General features: G+C 59.1%; 21 protein-coding genes and 1 pseudogene. 13 read left to right on the top strand and 9 right to left on the bottom strand.

Going from position 1 to position 20,600, the window contains the following annotated elements:
• Positions 1-278 precede the first annotated feature (278 nt).
• Together dut and coaBC are read right to left on the bottom strand one after the other, a co-directional pair.
• On the bottom strand, positions 279-734 hold the full coding sequence (dut, locus tag AC07VR_RS03130; protein ID WP_494990896.1) for a dUTP diphosphatase: 456 nt from the start codon (positions 732-734) through the stop codon (positions 279-281).
• Positions 735-739: 5 nt separating this feature from the next.
• Positions 740-1,948, bottom strand: a complete 1,209-nt coding sequence (gene coaBC / locus AC07VR_RS03125; protein ID WP_494990895.1) for a bifunctional phosphopantothenoylcysteine decarboxylase/phosphopantothenate--cysteine ligase CoaBC — start codon at positions 1,946-1,948, stop codon at positions 740-742.
• Positions 1,949-2,087: 139 nt separating this feature from the next.
• Here coaBC and radC point away from each other — a divergent pair, with 139 nt between their 5' ends.
• On the top strand, positions 2,088-2,762 hold the full coding sequence (radC, locus tag AC07VR_RS03120) for a RadC family protein (RefSeq protein ID WP_494990894.1): 675 nt from the start codon (positions 2,088-2,090) through the stop codon (positions 2,760-2,762).
• Positions 2,763-2,774: 12 nt separating this feature from the next.
• Here radC and AC07VR_RS03115 read toward each other — a convergent pair whose 3' ends face one another.
• Positions 2,775-4,361: an ABC transporter substrate-binding protein gene (locus AC07VR_RS03115; RefSeq protein WP_494990893.1), complete on the bottom strand. Its 1,587-nt coding sequence runs from the start codon at positions 4,359-4,361 to the stop codon at positions 2,775-2,777.
• 545 nt (positions 4,362-4,906) lie between these two features.
• Here AC07VR_RS03115 and rpmB point away from each other — a divergent pair.
• Together rpmB and rpmG are read left to right on the top strand one after the other, a co-directional pair.
• A complete protein-coding gene (gene rpmB, locus AC07VR_RS03110; RefSeq protein WP_150803776.1) occupies positions 4,907-5,143 on the top strand; it encodes a 50S ribosomal protein L28 in 237 nt (78 codons plus the stop codon).
• Positions 5,144-5,154: 11 nt separating this feature from the next.
• Entirely contained in the window at positions 5,155-5,310 is a 156-nt protein-coding gene (gene rpmG / locus AC07VR_RS03105; protein ID WP_274106790.1) for a 50S ribosomal protein L33, read from the top strand.
• A gap of 58 nt (positions 5,311-5,368) precedes the next feature.
• On the opposite strand, the gene AC07VR_RS03100 is transcribed toward rpmG, so the two are convergent.
• Entirely contained in the window at positions 5,369-5,731 is a 363-nt protein-coding gene (locus tag AC07VR_RS03100; protein WP_495010434.1) for a cupin domain-containing protein, read from the bottom strand.
• Positions 5,732-5,968: 237 nt separating this feature from the next.
• Here AC07VR_RS03100 and AC07VR_RS03095 point away from each other — a divergent pair, with 237 nt between their 5' ends.
• Positions 5,969-7,462, top strand: coding sequence for an aldehyde dehydrogenase (locus AC07VR_RS03095; RefSeq protein ID WP_495010433.1), 1,494 nt, complete (start codon positions 5,969-5,971; stop codon positions 7,460-7,462).
• 187 nt (positions 7,463-7,649) lie between these two features.
• Positions 7,650-8,792 (top strand): MFS transporter, encoded by a 1,143-nt coding sequence (locus AC07VR_RS03090; protein WP_494990890.1) that lies wholly within the window; start codon positions 7,650-7,652, stop codon positions 8,790-8,792.
• A gap of 114 nt (positions 8,793-8,906) precedes the next feature.
• Here AC07VR_RS03090 and AC07VR_RS03085 read toward each other — a convergent pair.
• Together AC07VR_RS03085 and AC07VR_RS03080 are read right to left on the bottom strand one after the other, a co-directional pair.
• Positions 8,907-9,115, bottom strand: a pseudogene (locus AC07VR_RS03085) (phospholipase D family protein); the annotation flags it as partial.
• 60 nt (positions 9,116-9,175) lie between these two features.
• Complete coding sequence (locus AC07VR_RS03080) at positions 9,176-10,609, bottom strand: aminotransferase-like domain-containing protein (protein WP_495010432.1); 1,434 nt, start codon at positions 10,607-10,609, stop codon at positions 9,176-9,178.
• A 179-nt stretch (positions 10,610-10,788) separates the two neighbouring features.
• On the opposite strand from AC07VR_RS03080, the gene AC07VR_RS03075 reads away from it, so the two are divergent.
• Entirely contained in the window at positions 10,789-11,034 is a 246-nt protein-coding gene (locus AC07VR_RS03075) for a DUF1127 domain-containing protein (RefSeq protein ID WP_494990888.1), read from the top strand.
• 180 nt (positions 11,035-11,214) lie between these two features.
• Here the strand turns inward: AC07VR_RS03075 and AC07VR_RS03070 are convergent, their stop codons facing one another.
• Positions 11,215-12,528, bottom strand: coding sequence for an NAD(P)/FAD-dependent oxidoreductase (locus AC07VR_RS03070; protein ID WP_495010431.1), 1,314 nt, complete (start codon positions 12,526-12,528; stop codon positions 11,215-11,217).
• A 148-nt stretch (positions 12,529-12,676) separates the two neighbouring features.
• Between AC07VR_RS03070 and AC07VR_RS03065 the strand changes: the two genes are divergently transcribed.
• Entirely contained in the window at positions 12,677-13,030 is a 354-nt protein-coding gene (locus AC07VR_RS03065; protein ID WP_494990886.1) for a YkgJ family cysteine cluster protein, read from the top strand.
• Between the two features lie 43 nt (positions 13,031-13,073).
• Here the strand turns inward: AC07VR_RS03065 and AC07VR_RS03060 are convergent, their stop codons facing one another.
• Positions 13,074-13,562: an Lrp/AsnC ligand binding domain-containing protein gene (locus AC07VR_RS03060; RefSeq protein ID WP_494990885.1), complete on the bottom strand. Its 489-nt coding sequence runs from the start codon at positions 13,560-13,562 to the stop codon at positions 13,074-13,076.
• A gap of 156 nt (positions 13,563-13,718) precedes the next feature.
• Between AC07VR_RS03060 and dadA the strand changes: the two genes are divergently transcribed.
• The 6 genes from dadA to AC07VR_RS03030 all read left to right on the top strand — a co-directional run bounded on the left by dadA (position 13,719) and on the right by AC07VR_RS03030 (position 19,854).
• Positions 13,719-15,023 carry a D-amino acid dehydrogenase gene (dadA, locus tag AC07VR_RS03055; protein WP_495010430.1) on the top strand — a complete coding sequence of 435 codons (1,305 nt, stop codon included), beginning with the start codon at positions 13,719-13,721 and terminating at the stop codon, positions 15,021-15,023.
• Positions 14,995-15,348: a RidA family protein gene (locus tag AC07VR_RS03050; RefSeq protein ID WP_495010429.1), complete on the top strand. Its 354-nt coding sequence runs from the start codon at positions 14,995-14,997 to the stop codon at positions 15,346-15,348. Before dadA ends, AC07VR_RS03050 begins: the two co-directional genes overlap by 29 nt.
• Before the next feature lie 107 nt (positions 15,349-15,455).
• Positions 15,456-16,529 (top strand): alanine racemase, encoded by a 1,074-nt coding sequence (gene alr, locus AC07VR_RS03045; protein ID WP_495010428.1) that lies wholly within the window; start codon positions 15,456-15,458, stop codon positions 16,527-16,529.
• A gap of 127 nt (positions 16,530-16,656) precedes the next feature.
• A complete protein-coding gene (locus AC07VR_RS03040; RefSeq protein WP_489069446.1) occupies positions 16,657-17,205 on the top strand; it encodes a cupin domain-containing protein in 549 nt (182 codons plus the stop codon).
• A 168-nt stretch (positions 17,206-17,373) separates the two neighbouring features.
• The gene (locus AC07VR_RS03035) at positions 17,374-17,799 is read left to right on the top strand and encodes a c-type cytochrome (protein WP_495010427.1); all 426 of its coding nucleotides are present in this window, start codon (positions 17,374-17,376) and stop codon (positions 17,797-17,799) included.
• Positions 17,800-17,934: 135 nt separating this feature from the next.
• Positions 17,935-19,854, top strand: coding sequence for an acetyl-CoA hydrolase/transferase C-terminal domain-containing protein (locus tag AC07VR_RS03030; protein WP_495010426.1), 1,920 nt, complete (start codon positions 17,935-17,937; stop codon positions 19,852-19,854).
• A 128-nt stretch (positions 19,855-19,982) separates the two neighbouring features.
• On the opposite strand, the gene AC07VR_RS03025 is transcribed toward AC07VR_RS03030, so the two are convergent.
• Positions 19,983-20,555, bottom strand: coding sequence for a xanthine phosphoribosyltransferase (locus tag AC07VR_RS03025; protein WP_495010425.1), 573 nt, complete (start codon positions 20,553-20,555; stop codon positions 19,983-19,985).
• Between the last annotated feature and the right edge of the window lie 45 nt (positions 20,556-20,600).

The raw sequence follows: 20,600 nt of genomic DNA, 5'->3' as shown, positions 1-20,600 counted from the left end.
GCGCGGCGCTGCGGCACTGCGGGTCGTAAGGTCTGGGCGAATGCGGAATTTGCCGGGACATCAGGTACCGGCAGGCTCAAGCTGAAGGGTTGGACGGCATTTGCGTCATAGAGTTCGTGAGGTAAACGCCTCGTCTGACGAGCGTCACGCAACGTGGGCCCATCCAGGGCCTTCGTGCCGGGCTTGATGCCTTTCAAATAACGCCTCCGCTGAATTCATCCTGAAATGCAACGCGTATTGCGCAGGTCGGGTTGAGAGTCCGACCTGCCTTGAAGTAATCAGTGGCTGCCGGAGTGGCCGAAACCGCCTGCGCCGCGCTGGCTTTCGTCGAACTCTTCGACCAGCTCGAAATGCGCCTGAACCACCGGCACCAGAACAAGCTGTGCGAGGCGCTCGCCAACGGCGATGTTGAACGCAGTCTGGCCGCGGTTCCAGCAAGAAACCATCAGTTCGCCCTGATAGTCGGAGTCGATCAGGCCGACCAGGTTACCCAGCACGATACCGTGCTTATGACCCAGGCCCGAGCGCGGCAGAATCAGTGCGGCAAGACCCGGATCGCCGATGTATATGGACAGGCCAGTGGGGATCAGCAAGGTCTGGCCAGGCTCAAGAAGGGTGTCTTCTTTGAGCATTGCCCGCAGGTCGAGCCCGGCAGAGCCAGGCGTGGCGTAGTGCGGCAGCGGGAATTCGTTACCAATGCGTGGGTCGAGGATCTTGGCTTGTAAAGCGTGCATGCGAGTTAAACCTGGTTCAGACGTTCGGCGATAAAAGTGATCAGCTGGCGGGCAATCTTGCCCTTGCTGGTCTGGGCAAAGAGAGTTGCATGCAACTCCCGGTCAATCACGCTGCAGGCGTTTTCCTCACTGTTGAAGCCAATGCTCGGGTTGGCTACGTCGTTGGCGACGATCAGATCGAGGTTTTTGTCTTTCAACTTGCGTGCAGCGTAGTCGAGCAGATGTTCGGTTTCGGCAGCGAAGCCGACACTGAACGGACGGTCGGGGCGGGTGGCGATGGTGGCCAGAATGTCTGGGTTGCGTACCATCTGCAGCAGCAAGCCGTCGCCGTTCGTAGGATCTTTCTTGAGTTTCTGTGGGGCGACGACTTCGGGGCGGTAATCGGCGACCGCCGCGGAGGCGATGAACAGGTCGCAGGGGATCGCGGCTTCGCAGGCGGCGAGCATGTCCCGGGCGCTGACTACGTCGATTCGCGTCACGCGGTCCGGGGTCGGCAAATGCACGGGGCCGGTGATCAAGGTCACACGGGCACCGGCTTCAACAGCTGCTTCCGCCAGCGCGAAGCCCATTTTTCCGGAGCTGTGGTTGGTGATGTAGCGCACCGGATCGATGTTTTCCTGAGTCGGGCCGGCGGTGATCAGCACGTGCTTGCCGGTCAGCGACTGGCGCTGGAAACATTCGGCGGCACAAAGTGCGAGATCGTTGGCTTCGAGCATGCGGCCCATGCCGACATCGCCGCAGGCCTGGCTGCCAGAGGCCGGGCCGAATACCCGAAGGCCACGGCTTTCGAGCAATTGGGTGTTGGCTTGGGTGGCCGGATCGCGCCACATGGCCTGGTTCATGGCCGGTGCAATGGCGACGGTGGCGTCGGTGGCCAGTACCAGGGTGGTCAACAGGTCATCGGCAATGCCTTGCGCCAGGCGGGCGATAAGGTCCGCAGTGGCGGGGGCGATCAGCACCAGGTCGGCCCACTTCGCCAGCTCGATATGGCCCATTGCAGCCTCGGCTGCAGGGTCGAGCAAGTCCATATGGACCGGGTGCCCCGACAGGGCCTGCATGGTCAGCGGGGTGATGAACTCGCTGCCGCCACGGGTCATGACCACGCGCACTTCTGCGCCCTGGTCGAGGAGTCGGCGAACCAGCTCGGCGCTCTTATAGGCGGCGATGCCGCCGCCGACGCCGAGAACAATGCGTTTCCGATACAGCCGCTGCATAGGCCTGCCTTTCAGTTCAGTGATGACTACGTTGCGGGTGCGATGCCCCCTCCCCAGGTGAAATCGCACGCAAAAAAGATGGGCTAAGATAGCACAGCGACCGCTATGGAACAGCGGCGCCCACACACATGGAGGTGCTATGAGCATTCGCGATTGGCCTGCGGCAGAGCGCCCGCGGGAGAAGCTTCTTGATCAAGGTTCGGCGAGCCTTTCCGATGCCGAGTTACTGGCAATCTTTCTACGAACCGGGGTTGCGGGCAAAAGTGCCGTCGATCTTGCGCGACACCTGCTACTTCAATTTGGCAGCCTGCGGACATTGCTGGAGGCGGATCAGCTGACGTTCAGCCGCCATCTGGGGCTGGGTCCGGCGAAGTTTGCCCAATTGCAGGCGGTATTGGAGATGGCCCGGCGGCACTTGGCCGAGACGTTGCGGCGGGACTCCGTGCTGGAAAGTCCGTTAGCCGTACGCGATTACCTCAAAGCGTTGTTGCGTCATGAGCCGCACGAAGTGTTTGGCTGTTTGTTTCTGGATGCCAAGCATCGCGTGCTGGGATTCGAGGCGTTGTTCAGAGGCACGATCGACACCACCAGCGTCTATCCCCGGCAGGTGGTCAAGCGTGCTTTGGCGCACAACGCGGCGGCGTTGATTCTGTGTCATAACCACCCTTCGGGCATCGCCGAGCCGAGTCAGGCTGACCGCGTACTGACCAAGCGCCTGCAGAAGGCGCTGGATCTGATAGATGTACGAGTGCTCGACCATTTCATCATCGGTGATGGCGACCCCCTGTCGATGGCCGAGTACGGCTGGATGTAGCCGCACAAAGGCTCAGGGCTTGATGCTGACCTTTGAGAAGTCCTGACGACCGAACGGGCTGACCTGGTAGCCTTGAACCTCCTTGCGCGTCAGGGCGAAGGCGGTCGGGTGCGCCAGCGGCAGCCAGAGCGCCTGTTGCTGGATTTGCACCTGAGCCTGTTGGTACAGCTTGCTGCGCACACCTTGCTCGGTGGTGGTCTTGCCGGCGCTGATCAGCTTGTCCAGGCCTTGCTCGCAGTAGCGGGCGAAGTTGGTGCCGGATTGCACCGCGGCGCATGAGAATTGCGGAGTGAGGAAGTTATCCGGGTCGCCGTTGTCGCCGGCCCAGCCCATGAACAGCAGATCGTGCTCACCGGCTTTCGCACGGCGGATCAGCTCACCCCATTCGATCACCCGAATTTCGGCCTGAATGCCGATCTCGGCCAGATCTGCTTGCAACAGCTGGGCGCCAAGGCTTGGATTCGGGTTGAGCAGGCTGCCTGTCGGGCGGGTCCAGATCGTGGTTTTGAAGCCGTCCTTAAGTCCGGCCCTTACCAGCAAATCCCGAGCTTTTGCAACGTCATGGGGGTAGCCCGAAAGCTCCTTGGCGTAGCTCCAGGTGTTGGGTGAGTAAGGGCCGTTAGCGGGTTGGGCGGTGTCTTCGAAGACAGCTTTGAGGTAGCTGGTCTTATCGAAGGCAAGGTTGATTGCCTGGCGGACTTCAGGTTTGTCCAGCGGAGGGTGTTGGCTGTTGATGGCGACGAAGGCGGTCATGAAAGCCGGTGTTTTCTCGACTCTCAGCGCCGTTTCCTGGCTGGCAGCTTGCACATCCAGCGGTTTGGGCGACAGGGCAATCTGGCATTCGTTACGCCGCAATTTTTGCAGGCGCACGTTCGCGTCTGGTGTGATGGCGAACACCAGGCTGTCCACCGGAGGTTTACCGGCGAAGTAGTCGCGGTTGGCCTTGTAGCGAATCGACGCGTCCTTCTGGAAACGCCCGAAAATGAACGGGCCGCTGCCGATCGGCTGGCTGTTGAGCTTTTCCGGGGTGCCAGCCTTGAGCAATTGGTCGGCATATTCAGCGGAGTAGATCGATGCGAAACCCATGCTCAGGGTCGCAAGAAAAGTCGAGTCCGGATGGTCGAGGGTGAAGCGCACAGTCAGCGGGTCAAGCGCGTCGATCTTTTTGATCAGGGCCGGCAATTGCATTGATTGGGCATGCGGGAAGCCGCTCTGGGCGATTTGATGCCATGGGTTGGCGGGGTCGAGCATCCGCTCGAAGCTGAACTTCACGTCTTCTGCGGTGAGCTCGCGGCTTGGGCTGAAATAATCGGTGCGATGAAATTTCACCTGCGGATGCAGTTTGAAGACATAGGTCAGGCCGTCGACGGAGACTTCCCAGCTGTCAGCGAGGCTGGGGACCACTTTGCCGCTGGCGGTATCGAAGTCCACCAGTCGGTTCATCAGTACGTCAGCGGACGCATTGGTGGTCGTCAGCGAGTTGTATTGAACGACATCGAATCCTTCCGGGCTGGCCTCTGTGCAGACGCTCAGGGCGGCGGCATGGGCCAGCGGGCTCAGAAGAGGGGCGAGCAGCAGCGTTAGGGCAGCGAGACGCATATTCAGTTTCCTTTGCAGATCGAAGGCCCATCTGCGAGTGCAGTCTGGAAAAGGCTTACCCTAGTGGCCTCTTGTGAAAATGACTATCCAATTTTTCAGATTGCCGCTTTTCAGGTTTGTTGTTTATTAAGTGGTAAATTGCCAGATAACCGGCTTTTCTGACAAAGCCAGAGCCTTGTTTTCGGGAAAGCATCCGCTTTTTGGGCATTTTATCGGGGCAATTTACGGCTAATCTTTGTCGGTAGGTCGCGGGTAGGGCATCAAATCCCAAGCTCGGCGACGAGCGGTAACTACCTTTGTCAGCCTTTGGTTTGGGCGCCCGGAGCAAGAAAACCGGGACTTTATGAAAGACAGATCACACCGACTGTTGTTGCTATGGGGTCTTTCTGGTATAAAGCAGCGCTCTTTTCTAGGGGCCCGGTTCCTTCGCTTGTAGGTGTAGCCGGTAAGACCCTTAAAGAAACGCGGCGCCTGGCGCCAAATGACTGAGAGATTAAGCGGCCAACCCATGCCGGGTTGGGCATGTGGTTTTAGAGGGCTGAGGCATGTCGAGAGTATGTCAAGTTACCGGTAAGGGTCCGGTGACTGGGAATAACATTTCCCACGCAAACAACAAAACCCGTCGTCGTTTCCTGCCGAACCTGCAGCATCACCGCTTCTGGGTCGAGTCCGAGAAGCGTTTTGTGCGTTTGCGCGTATCTGCCAAAGGCATGCGTATCATCGACAAGCGTGGCATTGATGTCGTGCTGGTCGAAATTCGCCGCAATGGCGCTAAGGTCTAAGGGAGAGAATCATGCGTGAATTGATCCGTTTGGTGTCGAGCGCTAACACTGGCCACTTCTACACCACTGATAAGAACAAGCGCACCACTCCGGACAAAATCGAAATCAAAAAATTCGATCCGGTTGTTCGCAAGCACGTGATCTACAAAGAAGCCAAAATCAAGTAATTGGTTTTGCTTCTGACAAAAAAACCCGCCTTTTGGCGGGTTTTTTTGTGCCTGCGATTCAAGCCTTCTGTTCAAACACCACGTAGATCTTGCGGCAGTGTTCCAACACCTCCCAAGTGCCTTTGAAACCGGCCGGGATGACGAAGCGATCGCCGGCGCGCAAGGTCTTGGCGTTGCCTTCTGTGTCGCGCAAAACGGAAACGCCCTGCACGATCTTGCAATATTCATGCTCGGTGTAGTTCACCAGCCACTGACCCACCGCACCTTCCCACACGCCCGCGTTCATCTGGCCACAAGGGCTGTTGTAGTGGTTGTAGAGGGTTTGCTCGGGGTCGCCCTTGAGGATTTTTTCCTGCGCTGGGCGAAAGCGTTCCACCTTGGTGTTGGCCTGGTTGAAGTCTACGATGTCTTGGATGCTCATTCTTTTTATCCCCCGTGATTGCGGCGCGAATGGCTGGAAAGCCCAAAGTCTATGTTTATTAAAATGAACATCGCAAGGCCGTTTGATGGCATTGTGTCAAATATATTGAAACTTGTGGTGCCGCTGGTTTAGGGTGGCAGGTGCCTTGGGCCGATGTGAAGGCTGGCCGGGCAGAATTCTTGAGGGTGCCTGCGTAGAACGCGTGGCGCTTGTATTCAATAAGAGGAGGACACTCGTATGACCACCCTGACTCGTGCCGATTGGGAACAACGCGCCCGCGATCTGAAGATCGAAGGCCGTGCTTATATCAATGGCGAATACACCGAAGCGGTCTCCAGCGAGACCTTCGAGTGCATCAGCCCGGTCGATGGTCGTCTGCTGGGCAAGATCGCCAGCTGTGACGCCGCCGACGCCCAGCGCGCAGTAGAAAATGCCCGCGCCACATTCAATTCCGGTGTCTGGTCGCGTTTGGCACCGAGCAAGCGCAAATCCACCATGATTCGTTTCGCCGGCCTGCTGAAAAAGCACGCCGAAGAGCTGGCGCTACTTGAAACCCTCGACATGGGCAAGCCGATCAGCGATTCCCTGGGCATCGACGTTCCGGGCGCAGCGCAAGCGCTGAGCTGGAGCGGCGAAGCCATCGACAAGATATATGACGAAGTCGCCGCCACGCCGCACGATCAGCTGGGTCTGGTGACTCGCGAGCCGGTGGGTGTTGTCGCTGCCATCGTGCCGTGGAACTTCCCGTTGATGATGGCCTGCTGGAAACTCGGCCCGGCGCTGTCCACGGGTAACTCGGTGATCCTCAAACCGTCCGAAAAGTCGCCGCTGACTGCCATCCGTATCGCTGCGCTGGCCGTTGAGGCGGGTATCCCGGCTGGCGTGCTGAACGTGCTGCCGGGCTTCGGTCACACCGTCGGCAAGGCCCTGGCCTTGCATATGGATGTCGACACGCTGGTATTCACCGGTTCGACCAAGATTGCCAAGCAATTGCTGATCTACTCCGGCGAATCGAACATGAAACGCGTCTGGCTCGAAGCCGGTGGCAAGAGCCCGAACATCGTGTTCGCCGATGCGCCGGACTTGCAGGCCGCCGCCGAAGCCGCAGCCGGCGCCATCGCTTTCAACCAGGGCGAGGTTTGCACCGCCGGTTCGCGTCTGCTGGTCGAGCGTTCGATCAAGGACACCTTCCTGCCTTTGGTGGTCGAAGCCCTCAAAGGCTGGAAACCTGGCAATCCCCTGGACCCGGCGACCAACGTTGGTGCGTTGGTGGACACCCAGCAGATGAACACCGTGCTGTCTTACATCGAGGCTGGTCATTCCGATGGCGCCAAACTGGTGGCCGGCGGCAAGCGCATCCTGCAGGAAACCGGTGGCACTTATGTTGAGCCGACGATTTTCGACGGCGTGAGCAACGCGATGAAAATCGCTCAGGAAGAAATCTTTGGCCCAGTGCTTTCGGTTATTGCTTTCGACACCGTGGAAGAAGCCGTTCAGATCGCCAACGACACGCCATATGGCCTGGCCGCAGCGGTGTGGACAACCAATATTTCCAAGGCTCACCTGACTGCCAAGGCCTTGCGTGCCGGTAGCGTCTGGGTCAACCAATACGACGGCGGCGACATGACCGCACCGTTTGGTGGCTTCAAGCAATCGGGTAACGGTCGTGACAAATCGCTGCACGCGTTCGACAAGTACACCGAACTGAAGGCGACCTGGATCAAGCTGTAAATTGTGGCGGGCCCCGGTCGCATCCGGGGCTCAATACAACGCAGATCCCTTGTGGGAGCGAGCTTGCTCGCGATAGCGGTATGACAGTCGACGTCAATGTTGAATGTTGCGCCGTCATCGCGAGCAAGCTCGCTCCCACATTGCTTTTTATGGCATGTAAAAAACAACAATCCACAGGAGCGTGGTAATGCGTTGGGCGACTTATTTCGCCGTATTGGCGTCTGTCCTGAGTGTCGGTCTGGCGCTGGGTGTCAGTATGCCTCTGGTGTCGCTGCGGCTGGAAAGTTGGGGCTATGGCTCGTTCGCCATTGGTGTGATGGCGGCGATGCCGGCGATTGGCGTGCTTCTGGGCGCCAGGATCTCGAGTCGCCTGGCGGCACGTTTCGGCACAGCGGCCTTGATGCGCTTGTGTCTGTGGGCGGGAGCAATCTCCATCGGTCTGTTGGCGCTGTTGCCCAGCTACCCGATCTGGCTGGTACTGCGCCTGATGATCGGGGTCATCCTGACCATTGTCTTCATCCTCGGCGAGAGCTGGATCAACCAGTTGGTGGTGGAGCAATGGCGTGGACGGTTGGTGGCGCTGTATGGCAGCAGCTATGCCTTGAGCCAACTGTCCGGGCCGTTGCTGCTGGGTGTTCTGGGAACCGAAAGGGATTTTGGTTTCTGGGTTGGCGTCGGGCTGTTGGTGGTCTCGCCGTTGCTGCTGCTGGGGCGCAGTGGAGCGCCGACCAGCGAGTCGCTCAGCGTAACCTTGAGCGACTTGCTGGGCTTCTGCCGAGGGTTGCCGGCGATTGCCTGGGCGGTGGCGCTGTTTGCCGCGTTCGAGGCGATGATACTGACCTTGTTGCCGGTCTATTGTTTGCGCCAGGGTTTCACCACCGAAATGGCCTTGGCTATGGTCAGCACGGTGGTGGTTGGCGATGCCTTGTTGCAACTGCCGATTGGCGCGCTAGCTGATCGGCTGTCGCGCCGTACGCTGTTTACCGGTTGTGCAATGGTTCTGCTGGTGTCGAGCCTGGCGATTCCGCTGCTGATCGACACGTTGCTGATCTGGCCGCTATGGGTGCTGTTCGGAGCCAGTGCCGGCGGGTTGTTTACCTTGTCGCTGATTCTGATCGGCGAACGCTATCGCGACGATGCGCTGGTCCGCGCCAACGCCCATGTCGCACAGTTGTGGGGCATTGGCTGCCTGATCGGACCGTTGGCGGCAGGAGCGGGCAGTCAGTGGATCAGCGGGCATGCATTGCCGTTGCTAATGGCGGCCGGGGCTTTAGGGTTGGTGATTCTTGTATCGCGCCAAGGGGCGTTTGGCGCTGTGCAGCCGGTGTAACGTTTATCGGGGAGTTGGTAGTCCTGAAAGCTCGTGCGAACACGGCCCGAACCTTCGGCAGCTCACAGCATCCGCTCCGGGCCGACGCTGAGCATGTCGATGTCGATGAAATTTCAGCTCGGCGCGGGCCATGAAAGCTTCGCTGCTGTTGGACAGCAAGCGAAAGCCGGAGCGGCCCTTATAAGGCGCTGCCTGGGCCTGGATCGAACGACCAAACGCCGAATCCTCCGCTGGCAAGGTTCTCGCGGTACGTCGAACGTGGCGCAACCGCCCAGGGTCAGGGCGAAAAGCAGAAGAAAGTGCAGTGCCCGTGTGGTTCTCAAGTCGGATCGTCCCGATTGGCGGCGGTTGTCGTCATGTGGACGCTGGCTTGCGGTCAAAGGTCAGTCGACGGCACCATCGGTTTCGGCCAGCAGCTTGATTGCCGCAGCCCCCACCTTGCGCACAGCTTCTTCAATCTGTGCCGTCGGCTTGGCAGCGTAGTTCATCCGCAGACAATTGCGATATTTGCCTGAGGCCGAAAAGATACTGCCGACAGCGATCTGTACGCCTTGTTCAAGCAGCACGCGATTCAGTTTCAAGGTGTCGAAGCCCTCGGGCAGCTCGACCCACAGCATGAAGCTGCCTTGCGGGCGGCTGGCGCGGGTGCCAGCGGGGAAGTAACGGCTGACCCAGTCGATCATCAAGTCGCGGTTACGTTGGTACTGCGTGCGCATGCGCCGCAAATGCGGCTCGAAATGTCCGGCCTTGAGGAATTCGGCGATAGCGATCTGTGGTTGCGGTGCAGTCGAGCCAGTGCTGATGTATTTCATGTGCAGCACCCGCTCCAGGTAACGCCCTGGCGCTACCCAGCCAATGCGCAAACCCGGTGCCAGGGTTTTCGAGAACGAACTACAGAGCAGGACGCGACCGTCTTCGTCGAAGGATTTGATGGTCCGTGGGCGCGGGTAGGTGTAGGCCAGTTCGCCATACACATCGTCCTCGATGATCGCCACGTCGAAGCGCTGGGCCAGGGTCAGCAAGGCCCGTTTGCGCGACTCCGGCATGATGTAGCCCAGCGGGTTGTTGCAGTTGGGGGTCAACTGTATGGCCTTGATCGGCCATTGCTCCAACGCCAGCTCCAGGGCCTCGAGGCTGATCCCGGTGAGCGGGTCGGTGGGGATTTCCAGGGCTTTCATGCCCAGGCCCTTGAGGGTCTGCATGGCGCCGTGAAAGCTCGGCGAGTCCACGGCGACGATGTCGCCTTGCTCGCAGGTGGCACGAATGCTGGTGGACAGCGCTTCATGGCAGCCGGTGGTGATCACCAGATCGCTGGCACCTAGCTGACAACCGGAGTCGAGCAACAACCGGGCAAGCTGTTCACGCAATTCCAGGGTGCCATAGATGTTGTCGTAATACAGGCCGGGCATGTCCTGCCGGCGGCTGATCTGCGCCAGGCCACGTAGCAGCGGCTGCATGGTCGGCGTGGTGATGTCCGGCATGCCGCGGCCCAACTGGACGACATCCTTGCGCGGTACGGCGCGGATCAATTCGAGTACCTGATCCCACTGGGAAATTTCCACCGGCCGTTGTGCGGGGCGACCGACCGCGGGCAGCGCCGGCAACTCGCGGCCGACCGGGACGAAATAGCCGGATTTGGGCTTCGGCGTCGCCAATCCGCTGTCTTCCAACACCCGATAGGCCTGCTGCACCGTGCTCAAGCTGACCCCGTGCTCGACGCTCAAGGCCCTCACCGAAGGCAACCGGTCACCAGGGCGATAGAAGCCCTGTTCGATACGCGTGCCGAGCAGTTCAGCAAGATTGACGTAAAGGGTCATGGCGGGGCCTCGATGGGATCGATTCGGATAAGCAGTACAGATGGAGCAAAAATACAGGATTCAGTGCTGCGATTGGAAATTCTGTATGGAAATAATACAGCTACTTTGAATCTGTAATGGTTTTTGACACCCACGCATCATGTCTGCTCATGGCTACCCAAGTAAACAGGAGCAGAAAAATGAACGGCTTGAGCGATGTGCGGCTCACATTACATAGTCAGGAGCTAGTGGCAGGGCAGGAGAAAGGGTCACGTGCGGCGACTATGCGCAACGCCCCGTCCGGTCTGAGCCGTTGGGGCCTGTTCTGGCATCGCCTGCGCACCCGCAAAACCCTGCTCGATTTGACGACCGAGGAGTTGCGCGACATCGGCTTGAGCCGTGAACAGGCGCGGCAAGAAGGGTTGAAGCCTTTTTGGCGGATTTAGGGTGTGAAACACATCCCTATGTAGCAGCTGCCGCCAGGCTGCGTCCGGCTGCGCAGCAGTCGTAATCTGGCCACCTCGGTTTTCCTGTGAGATCGAGGCCTACCGTTCTACGACCGCTTCGCGGCCGAACGCAGCCTGGCGGCAGCTGCTACGCGGGGAGGGCTCGTTCCGGTAATCGCCTCAGGTCAGCTCTTTAAGCCTGTGCCAGAGCATTCCCAGCGCCAGCAGTGGAGAGCGCAGGTATTTGCCGCCGGGGAAGGTGATGTGTGGAACCTGGGCGAACAGATCGAAGCCGCCGCTCTGCTGGCCGCTGATGGCCTCGGCCAGCAACTTGCCGGCCAGGTGCGTGGCGTTTACGCCATGACCTGAGTAGGCCTGGGCGTAATACACATTCGGCTGGTCCTTGAGCCGTCCGATTTGCGGCAGGCGATTGGCGCCGATGCCGATCATCCCGCCCCATTGATAGTCGATCTTCACCCCGGCCAGCTGCGGGAATACGTCCAGCATTTTCGGCCGCATATAAGCGGCGATGTCCTGCGGGTCGCGCCCGGAATAGTGACAAGCACCGCCAAACAGCAAGCGCCGGTCCGCCGAGAGACGGTAGTAATCCAGCGCTACCCGTTGATCGCAGACCGCCATGTTTTGTGGCAGCAACGCGTGAGCCTGGGCTTCACTCAAGGGTTCGGTGGCGATGATATAGCTGCCGGCCGGCAGCACTTTGCCGCTGAGTTGCGGGTTGAGTCCGTTGAGGTAGGCGTTGCAGCCCAGCACTAACGTTTTGGCCCGCACTGAACCCTGAGCGGTGTGAACACGAACTTCAGGGCCGTAATCGATGCGGGTAACGGCCGATTGCTCGAACAGCTTGACGCCCAGTTGCTGCGCGGCGACGGCTTCGCCCAGCGCAAGATTCAACGGATGCAGATGCCCCGAGCCCATATCGATCAAACCGCCGACATAACGGTCGGAGCCGACCACAGTGTGCATTTCATGGGCTTGCAGCAGGCGGGTTTGGTGACGATAACCGAGGCTGCGCAGTTCTTCGGCATCCTCGGCGAATCCTTCAAGATCGCGAGGTTTGTTGGCCAGATCGCAATAACCCCAGGTCAGGTCGCAGGCGATCTGGAAACGTTCGACCCGCTGGCGGACTATTTCCACCGCCTCAAGCCCCATCAACTTCATCTGACGCACGCCTTGCGTGCCTACCACATTGGCGAACTGATCGAGGCCGTGGCCGACACCGCGAATCAGCTGCCCGCCGTTGCGCCCGCTGGCGCCCCAGCCAATCTTGCGCGCTTCCAGCAGCACTACGCTCAAACCGCGCTCGGCCAGTTCGATTGCCGTGTTCAACCCCGAGAAACCACCGCCGACCACGCAGACGTCGGCCTGTAACTCACCTGTGAGCACCGGATGGTCGGGCTGCGGCAGGCTGCTGGCGGCGTAGTAAGACGCGGTGTGCTGGTTGCTCGGGACAGGTTTCTGAGCACGGGCATTCATGTGCATAATCCGGATTATTGTGTTTGGAAAACTTTACGGAGCATAAGCCGGACCTTTCCGGTGCGGCAACACTGGTCGGCTGGCGCTGTCTGGAACGTGGCTTTTAAGGCAGAATCCCAATCCATCCACTTTCCCGGTAACCGCTTCGATGAGCTGCAACAGCCAGAAAATTCGCACTCTCCGGCAGCAGATCCCCTCGTTCGAGTGTGTCCCCGGTTGCCATGACTGCTGTGGTCCGGTGACCACTTCGACCGAAGAAATGTCCCGTTTACCGCGCAAGACGGCGGCCGAGCAGGAAGCGGCGATGGATGAGTTGAACTGCGTTCACCTGGGCCCCAACGGTTGCACGGTGTACGACGAGCGTCCGTTGATCTGTCGTCTATTTGGCACTACGCCGACCTTGCCATGCCCCAATGGCCGCCGTCCGGTGGAGTTGATTCATCCGCGAGTCGAAAAGCAGATCCATGAGTACATGGCCAGCACGCGGCAGGTTCTGGTTTGAAATGATCGTTCCCACGCAGAGCGTGGGAACGAGCGTGATGCGCTCAATCCGGAATCGGTAGATTCAAACTCTCTTTCACCTCTTCCATCACGATATAGCTCTTGGACTCCCGAACATGGGGCAGTTTAAGCAGGATGTCGCCCAGCAATTTACGGTACGACGCCATCTCGGAAATCCGTGCTTTCACCAGATAGTCGAAGTCGCCCGACACCAGATGGCACTCCAGCACATGGGGCAGCTTCAGCACGGCTCGCCGGAACTCTTCGAAGGTGTCGCCGGATTTGTAGTCCAGGCTGATCTCGACGAATACCAGCAGGCTGCCCTTGAGGTGCTGCGGGTTGAGCCGGGCGTTGTAGCCCATGATGATTCCTTCGCGCTCCAGACGACGTACCCGCTCGGTACAGGGTGTGGTCGACAGGCCGACCTTTTCCCCCAGTTCGGTGAAGGAAATGCGCCCGTCCACCTGCAGGATACGCAAGATGTTGCGGTCGATCTTGTCCAGCTCACGTTTGGTCTGGGTGTTGGTACGCATAGGGGATGCGCCTCCGTGAAAAGGTTTTTTGCCGAGAATTCTCGCCAAATATAGGCACTTATATAGTGAAAAGCACTGGCAAATGTTTTTTACACTGCGCGCATCTTCGCTCTGAACAACAAACGTCAGCGGTAAGCCGCGATGAGGGATATGAAAATGCGCGTTCTGGTCTTGGGTAGCGGCGTCATAGGTACCGCCAGTGCCTATTATCTGGCTCGGGCCGGCTTCGAGGTGGTGGTCGTCGACCGCCAGCCGGCCGCTGCCATGGAAACCAGTTTCGCCAACGCAGGCCAGGTCTCGCCAGGTTATGCCTCGCCCTGGGCCGCGCCGGGTGTGCCGCTCAAAGCCATCAAGTGGCTGTTGCAGCGCCACGCGCCGCTGGCGATCAAGGCCACTGCCGAAATTGATCAATACCTGTGGATGGCGCAGATGCTGCGCAACTGCACCGCCAGCCGCTATGCGGTGAACAAAGAGCGTATGGTCCGTCTGTCCGAATACAGCCGTGACTGCCTCGACGAACTGCGCGCCGAAACCGGTATTGCCTACGAAGGACGCAGCCTGGGGACTACCCAGCTGTTCCGCACACAGGCGCAACTCGATGGCGCGGCGAAAGACATCTCGGTGCTCAAAGAGTCTGGCGTACCTTTTGAACTGCTCGACCGCGCCGGCATCGCCCGCGTTGAACCCGCACTGGCCAGCGTCACCGACATCCTCGCCGGTGCCTTGCGCTTGCCGAATGACCAAACCGGTGACTGCCAGATGTTCACCACCCGCCTGGCCGAAATGGCTGTGAAACTGGGTGTGGAATTCCGCTTCGGCCAGGACATTCAGCGCCTCGACTACGTGGGTGATCGGGTCAATGGTGTGTGGATCGACGGCAAGCTGGAAACCGCTGACCGCTACGTGCTGGCACTCGGCAGCTATTCGCCGCAGTTGCTCAAGCCGCTGGGCATCAAGGCGCCGGTGTACCCGCTCAAGGGTTACTCGTTGACCGTGCCGATCACCAACCCGGAGATGGCCCCGACTTCGACTATCCTCGACGAGACTTACAAGGTCGCGATCACCCGTTTCGACAACCGCATTCGTGTCGGTGGCATGGCTGAAATTGCCGGTTTTGACCTGTCGCTCAATCCGCGTCGGCGCGAAACCCTGGAGATGATCGTCAACGACCTCTATCCTCAGGGCGGTGATTTGTCCCAGGCCAGTTTCTGGACCGGCCTGCGTCCGACCACACCGGATGGCACACCGATTGTCGGTGCCACACCGTTGCGCAATCTGTTTTTGAACACCGGTCACGGTACGCTCGGCTGGACCATGGCGTGTGGTTCTGGTCGCTTGCTGGCTGACCTGATGGCGAAGAAAACGCCGCAGATCAGTGCCGAAGGCCTCGATATTTCTCGTTACGATAACAATCCCAAGGAGTCAGCTAAACATGTCAATCCAGCGCCAGCTCACCAATGAGCGCATGAGCCAGATCGTTGTACACGGCAATACCGTGTATCTGGCAGGACAGGTTGGCGACGATATGAACGCCGGGATTGAACAGCAGACCCGTGAAACCCTTGCCAACATCGAGCGTTTGCTGGATCTGGCCGGGACCGACAAGAATCGTCTGCTGTCGGTGACGATCTACCTGAAAGACATCGACGCTGACTTCGCCGGTATGAACGCTGTCTGGGACAAGTGGCTGCCAAAAGGTGTGGCACCTGCCCGCGCAACCGTCGAAGCCAAGCTCTGCGAGCCGGAAATTCTGGTTGAGCTGTCGGTTGTGGCCGCTCTGCCTTAAGTAACGCTTTAAGTAACAACGATCCCTCTCCCGGCGCTGTTGGTGGTTCACGCTGTCAGCCAGCGCCGGTTTTTTCTTCCCTCATGACCGCCTAGAAGTCTGCCGCCATGCGTCCTGCCCGTGCCCTGATCGATCTTCAAGCTCTGCGTCACAACTACCAACTGGCCCGCGAAGTGTCGGGAGCCAAGGCTCTCGCCGTGATCAAGGCCGATGCTTATGGCCATGGCGCGGTGCGCTGCGCCCAGGCTCTGGAAGCTGAGGCTGACGGTTTTGCCGTGGCCTGTATCGAGGAAGCGCTGGAACTGCGTGCAGCCGGTATTCGTGCGCCGGTGCTGTTGCTCGAAGGGTTTTTCGAAGCCGATGAGCTGGCGCTGATCGTCGAGCATGATTTCTGGTGTGTGGTGCATTCGTTGTGGCAGCTCGAGGCGATCGAGAAAGCCGCACTGGCCAAGCCGCTGACCATCTGGCTCAAGCTCGACTCGGGCATGCACCGCGTCGGACTGCATCCGGCGGATTATCAAGGGGCCTATCAACGACTCCTGGCCAGTGGCAAAGTGGCAAAGATTGTCCTGATGAGCCACTTCGCCCGCGCCGATGAGCTCCATTGCGCCCGCAGTACCGAGCAGGTCGCGGTGTTCGAAGCCGCTCGCCAGGGGTTGTCGGCTCAGGTCAGTTTGCGCAACTCGCCGGCGGTTCTCGGTTGGCCGAACATTCCCAGTGACTGGGTGCGCCCGGGCATCATGCTTTACGGCGCGACTCCGTTCGAGGAGGCCAATGCGGTGGCTGCGCGTTTGCAGCCAGTGATGACCCTGGAATCGAAAGTGATCAGCGTGCGTGAGCTGCCCGCCGGCGAACCGGTTGGTTACGGTGCGAAGTTCATCACGCCCAAACCAATGCGTATTGGCGTGGTTGCCATGGGTTATGCCGACGGCTATCCGCGTCAGGCGCCTACCGGTACGCCAGTGTTGGTGGCTGGTCAACGCAGTCAGCTGCTTGGGCGGGTATCGATGGACATGTTGTGCATTGATCTGACCGATGTACCGCAGGCCGGCCTCGGTTCGACGGTCGAGTTGTGGGGCAAGAACATCCTTGCCAGCGACGTGGCGATGGCTGCCGACACTATTCCTTATCAGATTTTCTGCAACCTGCGCCGAGTGCCACTGCTCTATTCCGGGAGCTAAAGGGCACTCTGCCTTACCGGAAGTCGCCTTCCTGAAGCGGATTCAGGCCCAAGTGTTGTAAATACTGAACGCTGTCGCCATGATAACGCTCAATACCCTACAACCTGAATCCTGGGAGGCTAATGCATTGGACGTCGGTGAACGACTGCAATCGATCCGTAAACTGAAAGGTCTTTCCCAGCGTGAGCTTGCCAAGCGTGCGGGGGTCACCAATAGCACCATTTCGATGATCGAGAAAAACAGCGTCAGTCCCTCGATCAGTTCGCTGAGGAAGGTTCTTGGTGGTATCCCCATGTCCATGGTCGAGTTCTTTTCCGAAGAAATCCTCCAGGAAAAACCGACTCAGATCGTCTATAAAGCTCACGAACTGATCGATATCTCCGATGGCGCGGTCACCATGAAGCTGGTTGGTAAGGCTCATCCGAGTCGGGCAATCGCTTTTCTCAACGAGATTTACCCACCAGGCGCCGATACCGGCGGCGAAATGCTCACCCACGAAGGTGAGGAGACCGGGATTCTCCTGGAAGGTCGTCTGGAGTTGGTGGTGGGGCTTGAGACATTCGTGCTTGAGGCCGGTGACAGCTACTACTTCGAAAGCACCAAGCCGCACCGTTTCCGTAATCCGTTCGACGCGCCGGCGCGGCTAATCAGCGCAGCCACGCCAGCGAATTTCTAAGAGGAAGGCGTCCAGCAAGGTTTGTGCAGGCGCTCTGGTTAGTTTTCCGCCGCGACTAATACCCCTTCGACTTTAGGGTTGTTTCAGTGTGGCAGGCTAACCGCTATACTTGCGCCCGCCTGCGAACCGTGGCCGTGGGCGTGACTAGCCACCATTGAGGGTGTACGCGTGAACCTAATTATGAAAATGCTGGCTGCACCAGCAACCGTATTGGCCCTTTGGGCAGTCAGCGCTCAAGCTGCGACCAACGACGATATCGCTAAACGCCTTGAACCAGTCGGCCAGGTCTGTGTACAAGGTCAAGAGTGCAAGGGGATGGAAGTCGCTGCTTCGGCGGGCGGCGGCGGTGCGAAAACCCCTGACGACGTGATTGCCAAGCATTGCAATGCTTGCCACGGCACCGGCCTGCTGGGTTCGCCAAAAATCGGCGACGCTGCCGACTGGGGCAAGCGCGCCAAAGAGCAAGGTGGTCTTGACGGCCTGTTGGCCAAAGCCATTACCGGCATCAACTCGATGCCGCCCAAAGGCACCTGCGCCGATTGCTCCGATAGCGATCTCAAAGGCGCAATCCAGAAGATGTCCGGCCTGAAATAAGCCCCATCTTCCGCGAAAAAGCCGCTTACAAGCGGCTTTTTTGTGCCCGAGATTTGGCCTCAAGGCTGTTCTTTGCAGCAAAGACCCGGCAAGCTCAGTCCCTCCCCGGCTCAAGGCGCGTCCACGGAGGGTCAGATGGTGCAGTCCTGTTCAATCGAGCATGCGGTCGATGCTGTGCTCGCACGTTTACCGGTGCATATTCATATGGGTTTGCCGCTGGGCCTTGGCAAACCCAATGCTTTTGTTAACGCGCTGTACCAACGCATTGCACAACTGCCCGGGCGACGGCTGACGATCTACACAGCCCTGAGTCTGGGTCGCCCATCCTTGGGTGATGGCTTGCAACGGCGCTTTCTCGAGCCCTTTGTCGAACGTGTATTCGGCGATTATACGGAACTGGATTATCTCGCTGATCTGCACCACGACAGCCTGCCGGCCAACATCCGCATCGAGCAGTTCTTCATGCAGCCAGGGAGTTTGCTCAACAGCCTGCCCGCTCAACAGGACTACGTCAGCAGCAACTACAGCCATGCCGCGCGGGACATCAATGCCGCCGGTTTGAACCTGGTCGCGCAACTGGTCGCTCGTGATCCACAGGCGGATCGCCTGAGCTTGAGCTGCAACCCGGATATCACACTCGACTTGCTGCCGATGATCGCCAAGCGCCGCGCGGCGGGAGAAACCATTCTGCTGCTCGGCCAGGTTCATCGAGACCTGCCTTACATGCCGGGCCATGCGGAAATCGGCAGTGACGCCTTCGATCTGCTGATCGACGAGGAGGACCACACAACGCTGTTTTCCACGCCGAATATGCCCGTGGGCTTGCAGGACCATTTCATCGGGCTGCACGCCAGTACTTTGGTGCGCGATGGCGGCACCTTGCAGATCGGCATCGGCTCCATGGGCGATGCGCTGACTGCAGCACTGCTGGCACGTCAGGCGGATAACGACGGTTATCGAGCGCTGTTGGCGGAGATCGATGTCACACACTGGCAGCGTCTGATCGAGCGTGAAGGCGGCGTCGAGCCCTTCGCCAAAGGGCTTTACGGTTGCAGCGAAATGTTCGTCAACGGGCTGTTGGTTCTGGCCGATGCAGGAATCGTAAGGCGTAAGGTTTATGCGCAGGTTGCGCTGCAAGAGCAGGCGAATGCCGGAGCGCTGGATGAGGCCGCGCAGCAGGGCGGTATCTCAGTGCATGGCGGGTTCTTTCTCGGGCCGCGCAGTTTCTATCAGCGGTTACGCGAGTTGCCGCCGAGCAAGCTGGTTGAATTCAACATGACCGCCATCAGCTACATCAATGAGCTGTACGGCAATGAACAGCTCAAGCGGTTGCAGCGCCAGGATGCACGTTTCATCAACAGTGCCTTTACCATGACCCTGCTCGGTGCCGGGGTGGCGGATCAACTGGAGGATGGGCGGGTACTGAGCGGTGTCGGCGGGCAATACAACTTTGTTGCCCAAGGCCATGCACTGGAGGGTGCGCGTTCTATCCTGATTTTGCGCAGCTGGCGCGAATCAGGCGGCGAAGTGAGTTCGAACATGGTCTGGGATTACGGTCACTGCACGATCCCGCGGCATCTGCGCGACATCGTGGTGACCGAGTACGGCATCGCCGATCTGCGCGGCAAGACCGATGCGGCGGTGATCGAGGCCTTGCTGAGTATCAGCGATTCACGCTTCCAGCAGGGCTTGATCGAGCAGGCACAGAAAGTCGGCAAGTTGCCCAAGGACTTCCGTCTTGATCCACGTTTCACCGACAACAACCCGCAGCGTCTGCAGGCGATTCAGGCACGGCATTCCCAGCTTTTTCCGGAGTATCCGTTGGGCAGCGACTTCAGCAACGAGGAGCGTGATCTGTTGCGGGCGCTCAACTGGTTGAAGAGCAAGTTCAAGCTCACCGAGATTCTCGAGCTGGGCAAGGCCGCGCTGGATGCGCCGCAGCCATCGCAATACCCGGCTCATCTTGAACGGATGCAACTGACGAAACCTGAGGGCCTGCGCGAGGATCTGTATCAGCGATTGCTGTTGGCAGGTCTACAGGCCACCGCGAAGTAACTACCAGCGACGATCAAATGTGGGAGCGGGCTTGCTCGCGAAGACGGCGGCACATCCAGCATTGATGTGACTGACAAACCGCATTCGCGAGCAAGCCCGCTCCCGCAGGGGGTTTGTGGTGTGGCGGATTAGTCGATAAAGGTCACGACGCCGCCCGCCAGGGATTTCACCCGGGCCAGGGATTCAACGCGATAGCCCTGAGCGTCCAGCTCGGCACGGCCGCCCTGGAATGACTTCTCGATCACGATACCCAGGCCTGCCACGGTGGCGCCGGCTTGTTTGATGATCGAGATCAGCGCTTGCGAGGCCTTACCATTGGCCAGGAAGTCATCGATGATCAGCACGCGGTCGCTGCTGGTCAGGTGCCGTGGAGAAATCGCCACAGTGCTTTCGACCTGCTTGGTGAACGAGTACACAGTCGCCGACAGCAGGTTTTCGGTCAGGGTCAGGGACTGATGCTTGCGGGCGAAAATCACCGGCACACCGAGATTCAGTCCGGTCATGATCGCCGGAGCAATACCCGAGGCTTCGATGGTAACGATCTTGGTGATGCCCGAATTTGCGAACAGGGTGGCGAACTCATCGCCGATCAGCTTCATCAATTGCGGGTCGATCTGGTGGTTCAGAAAGGCGTCGACTTTCAGGACCTGATCGGAAAGCACGATGCCTTCTTCGCGAATTTTCTTGTGCAGGGCTTCCACGGAACGTCCTCTTTTAGCGCTTTGTGCGCCTAAGCTCTGATAAAA

It is taken from the genome of Pseudomonas sp. GW821-FHT02H09 (assembly GCF_059421425.1).
The sequence above is the reverse complement of the archived record's forward strand: the minus strand, read 5'-3'. Positions and strand labels throughout refer to the sequence as shown.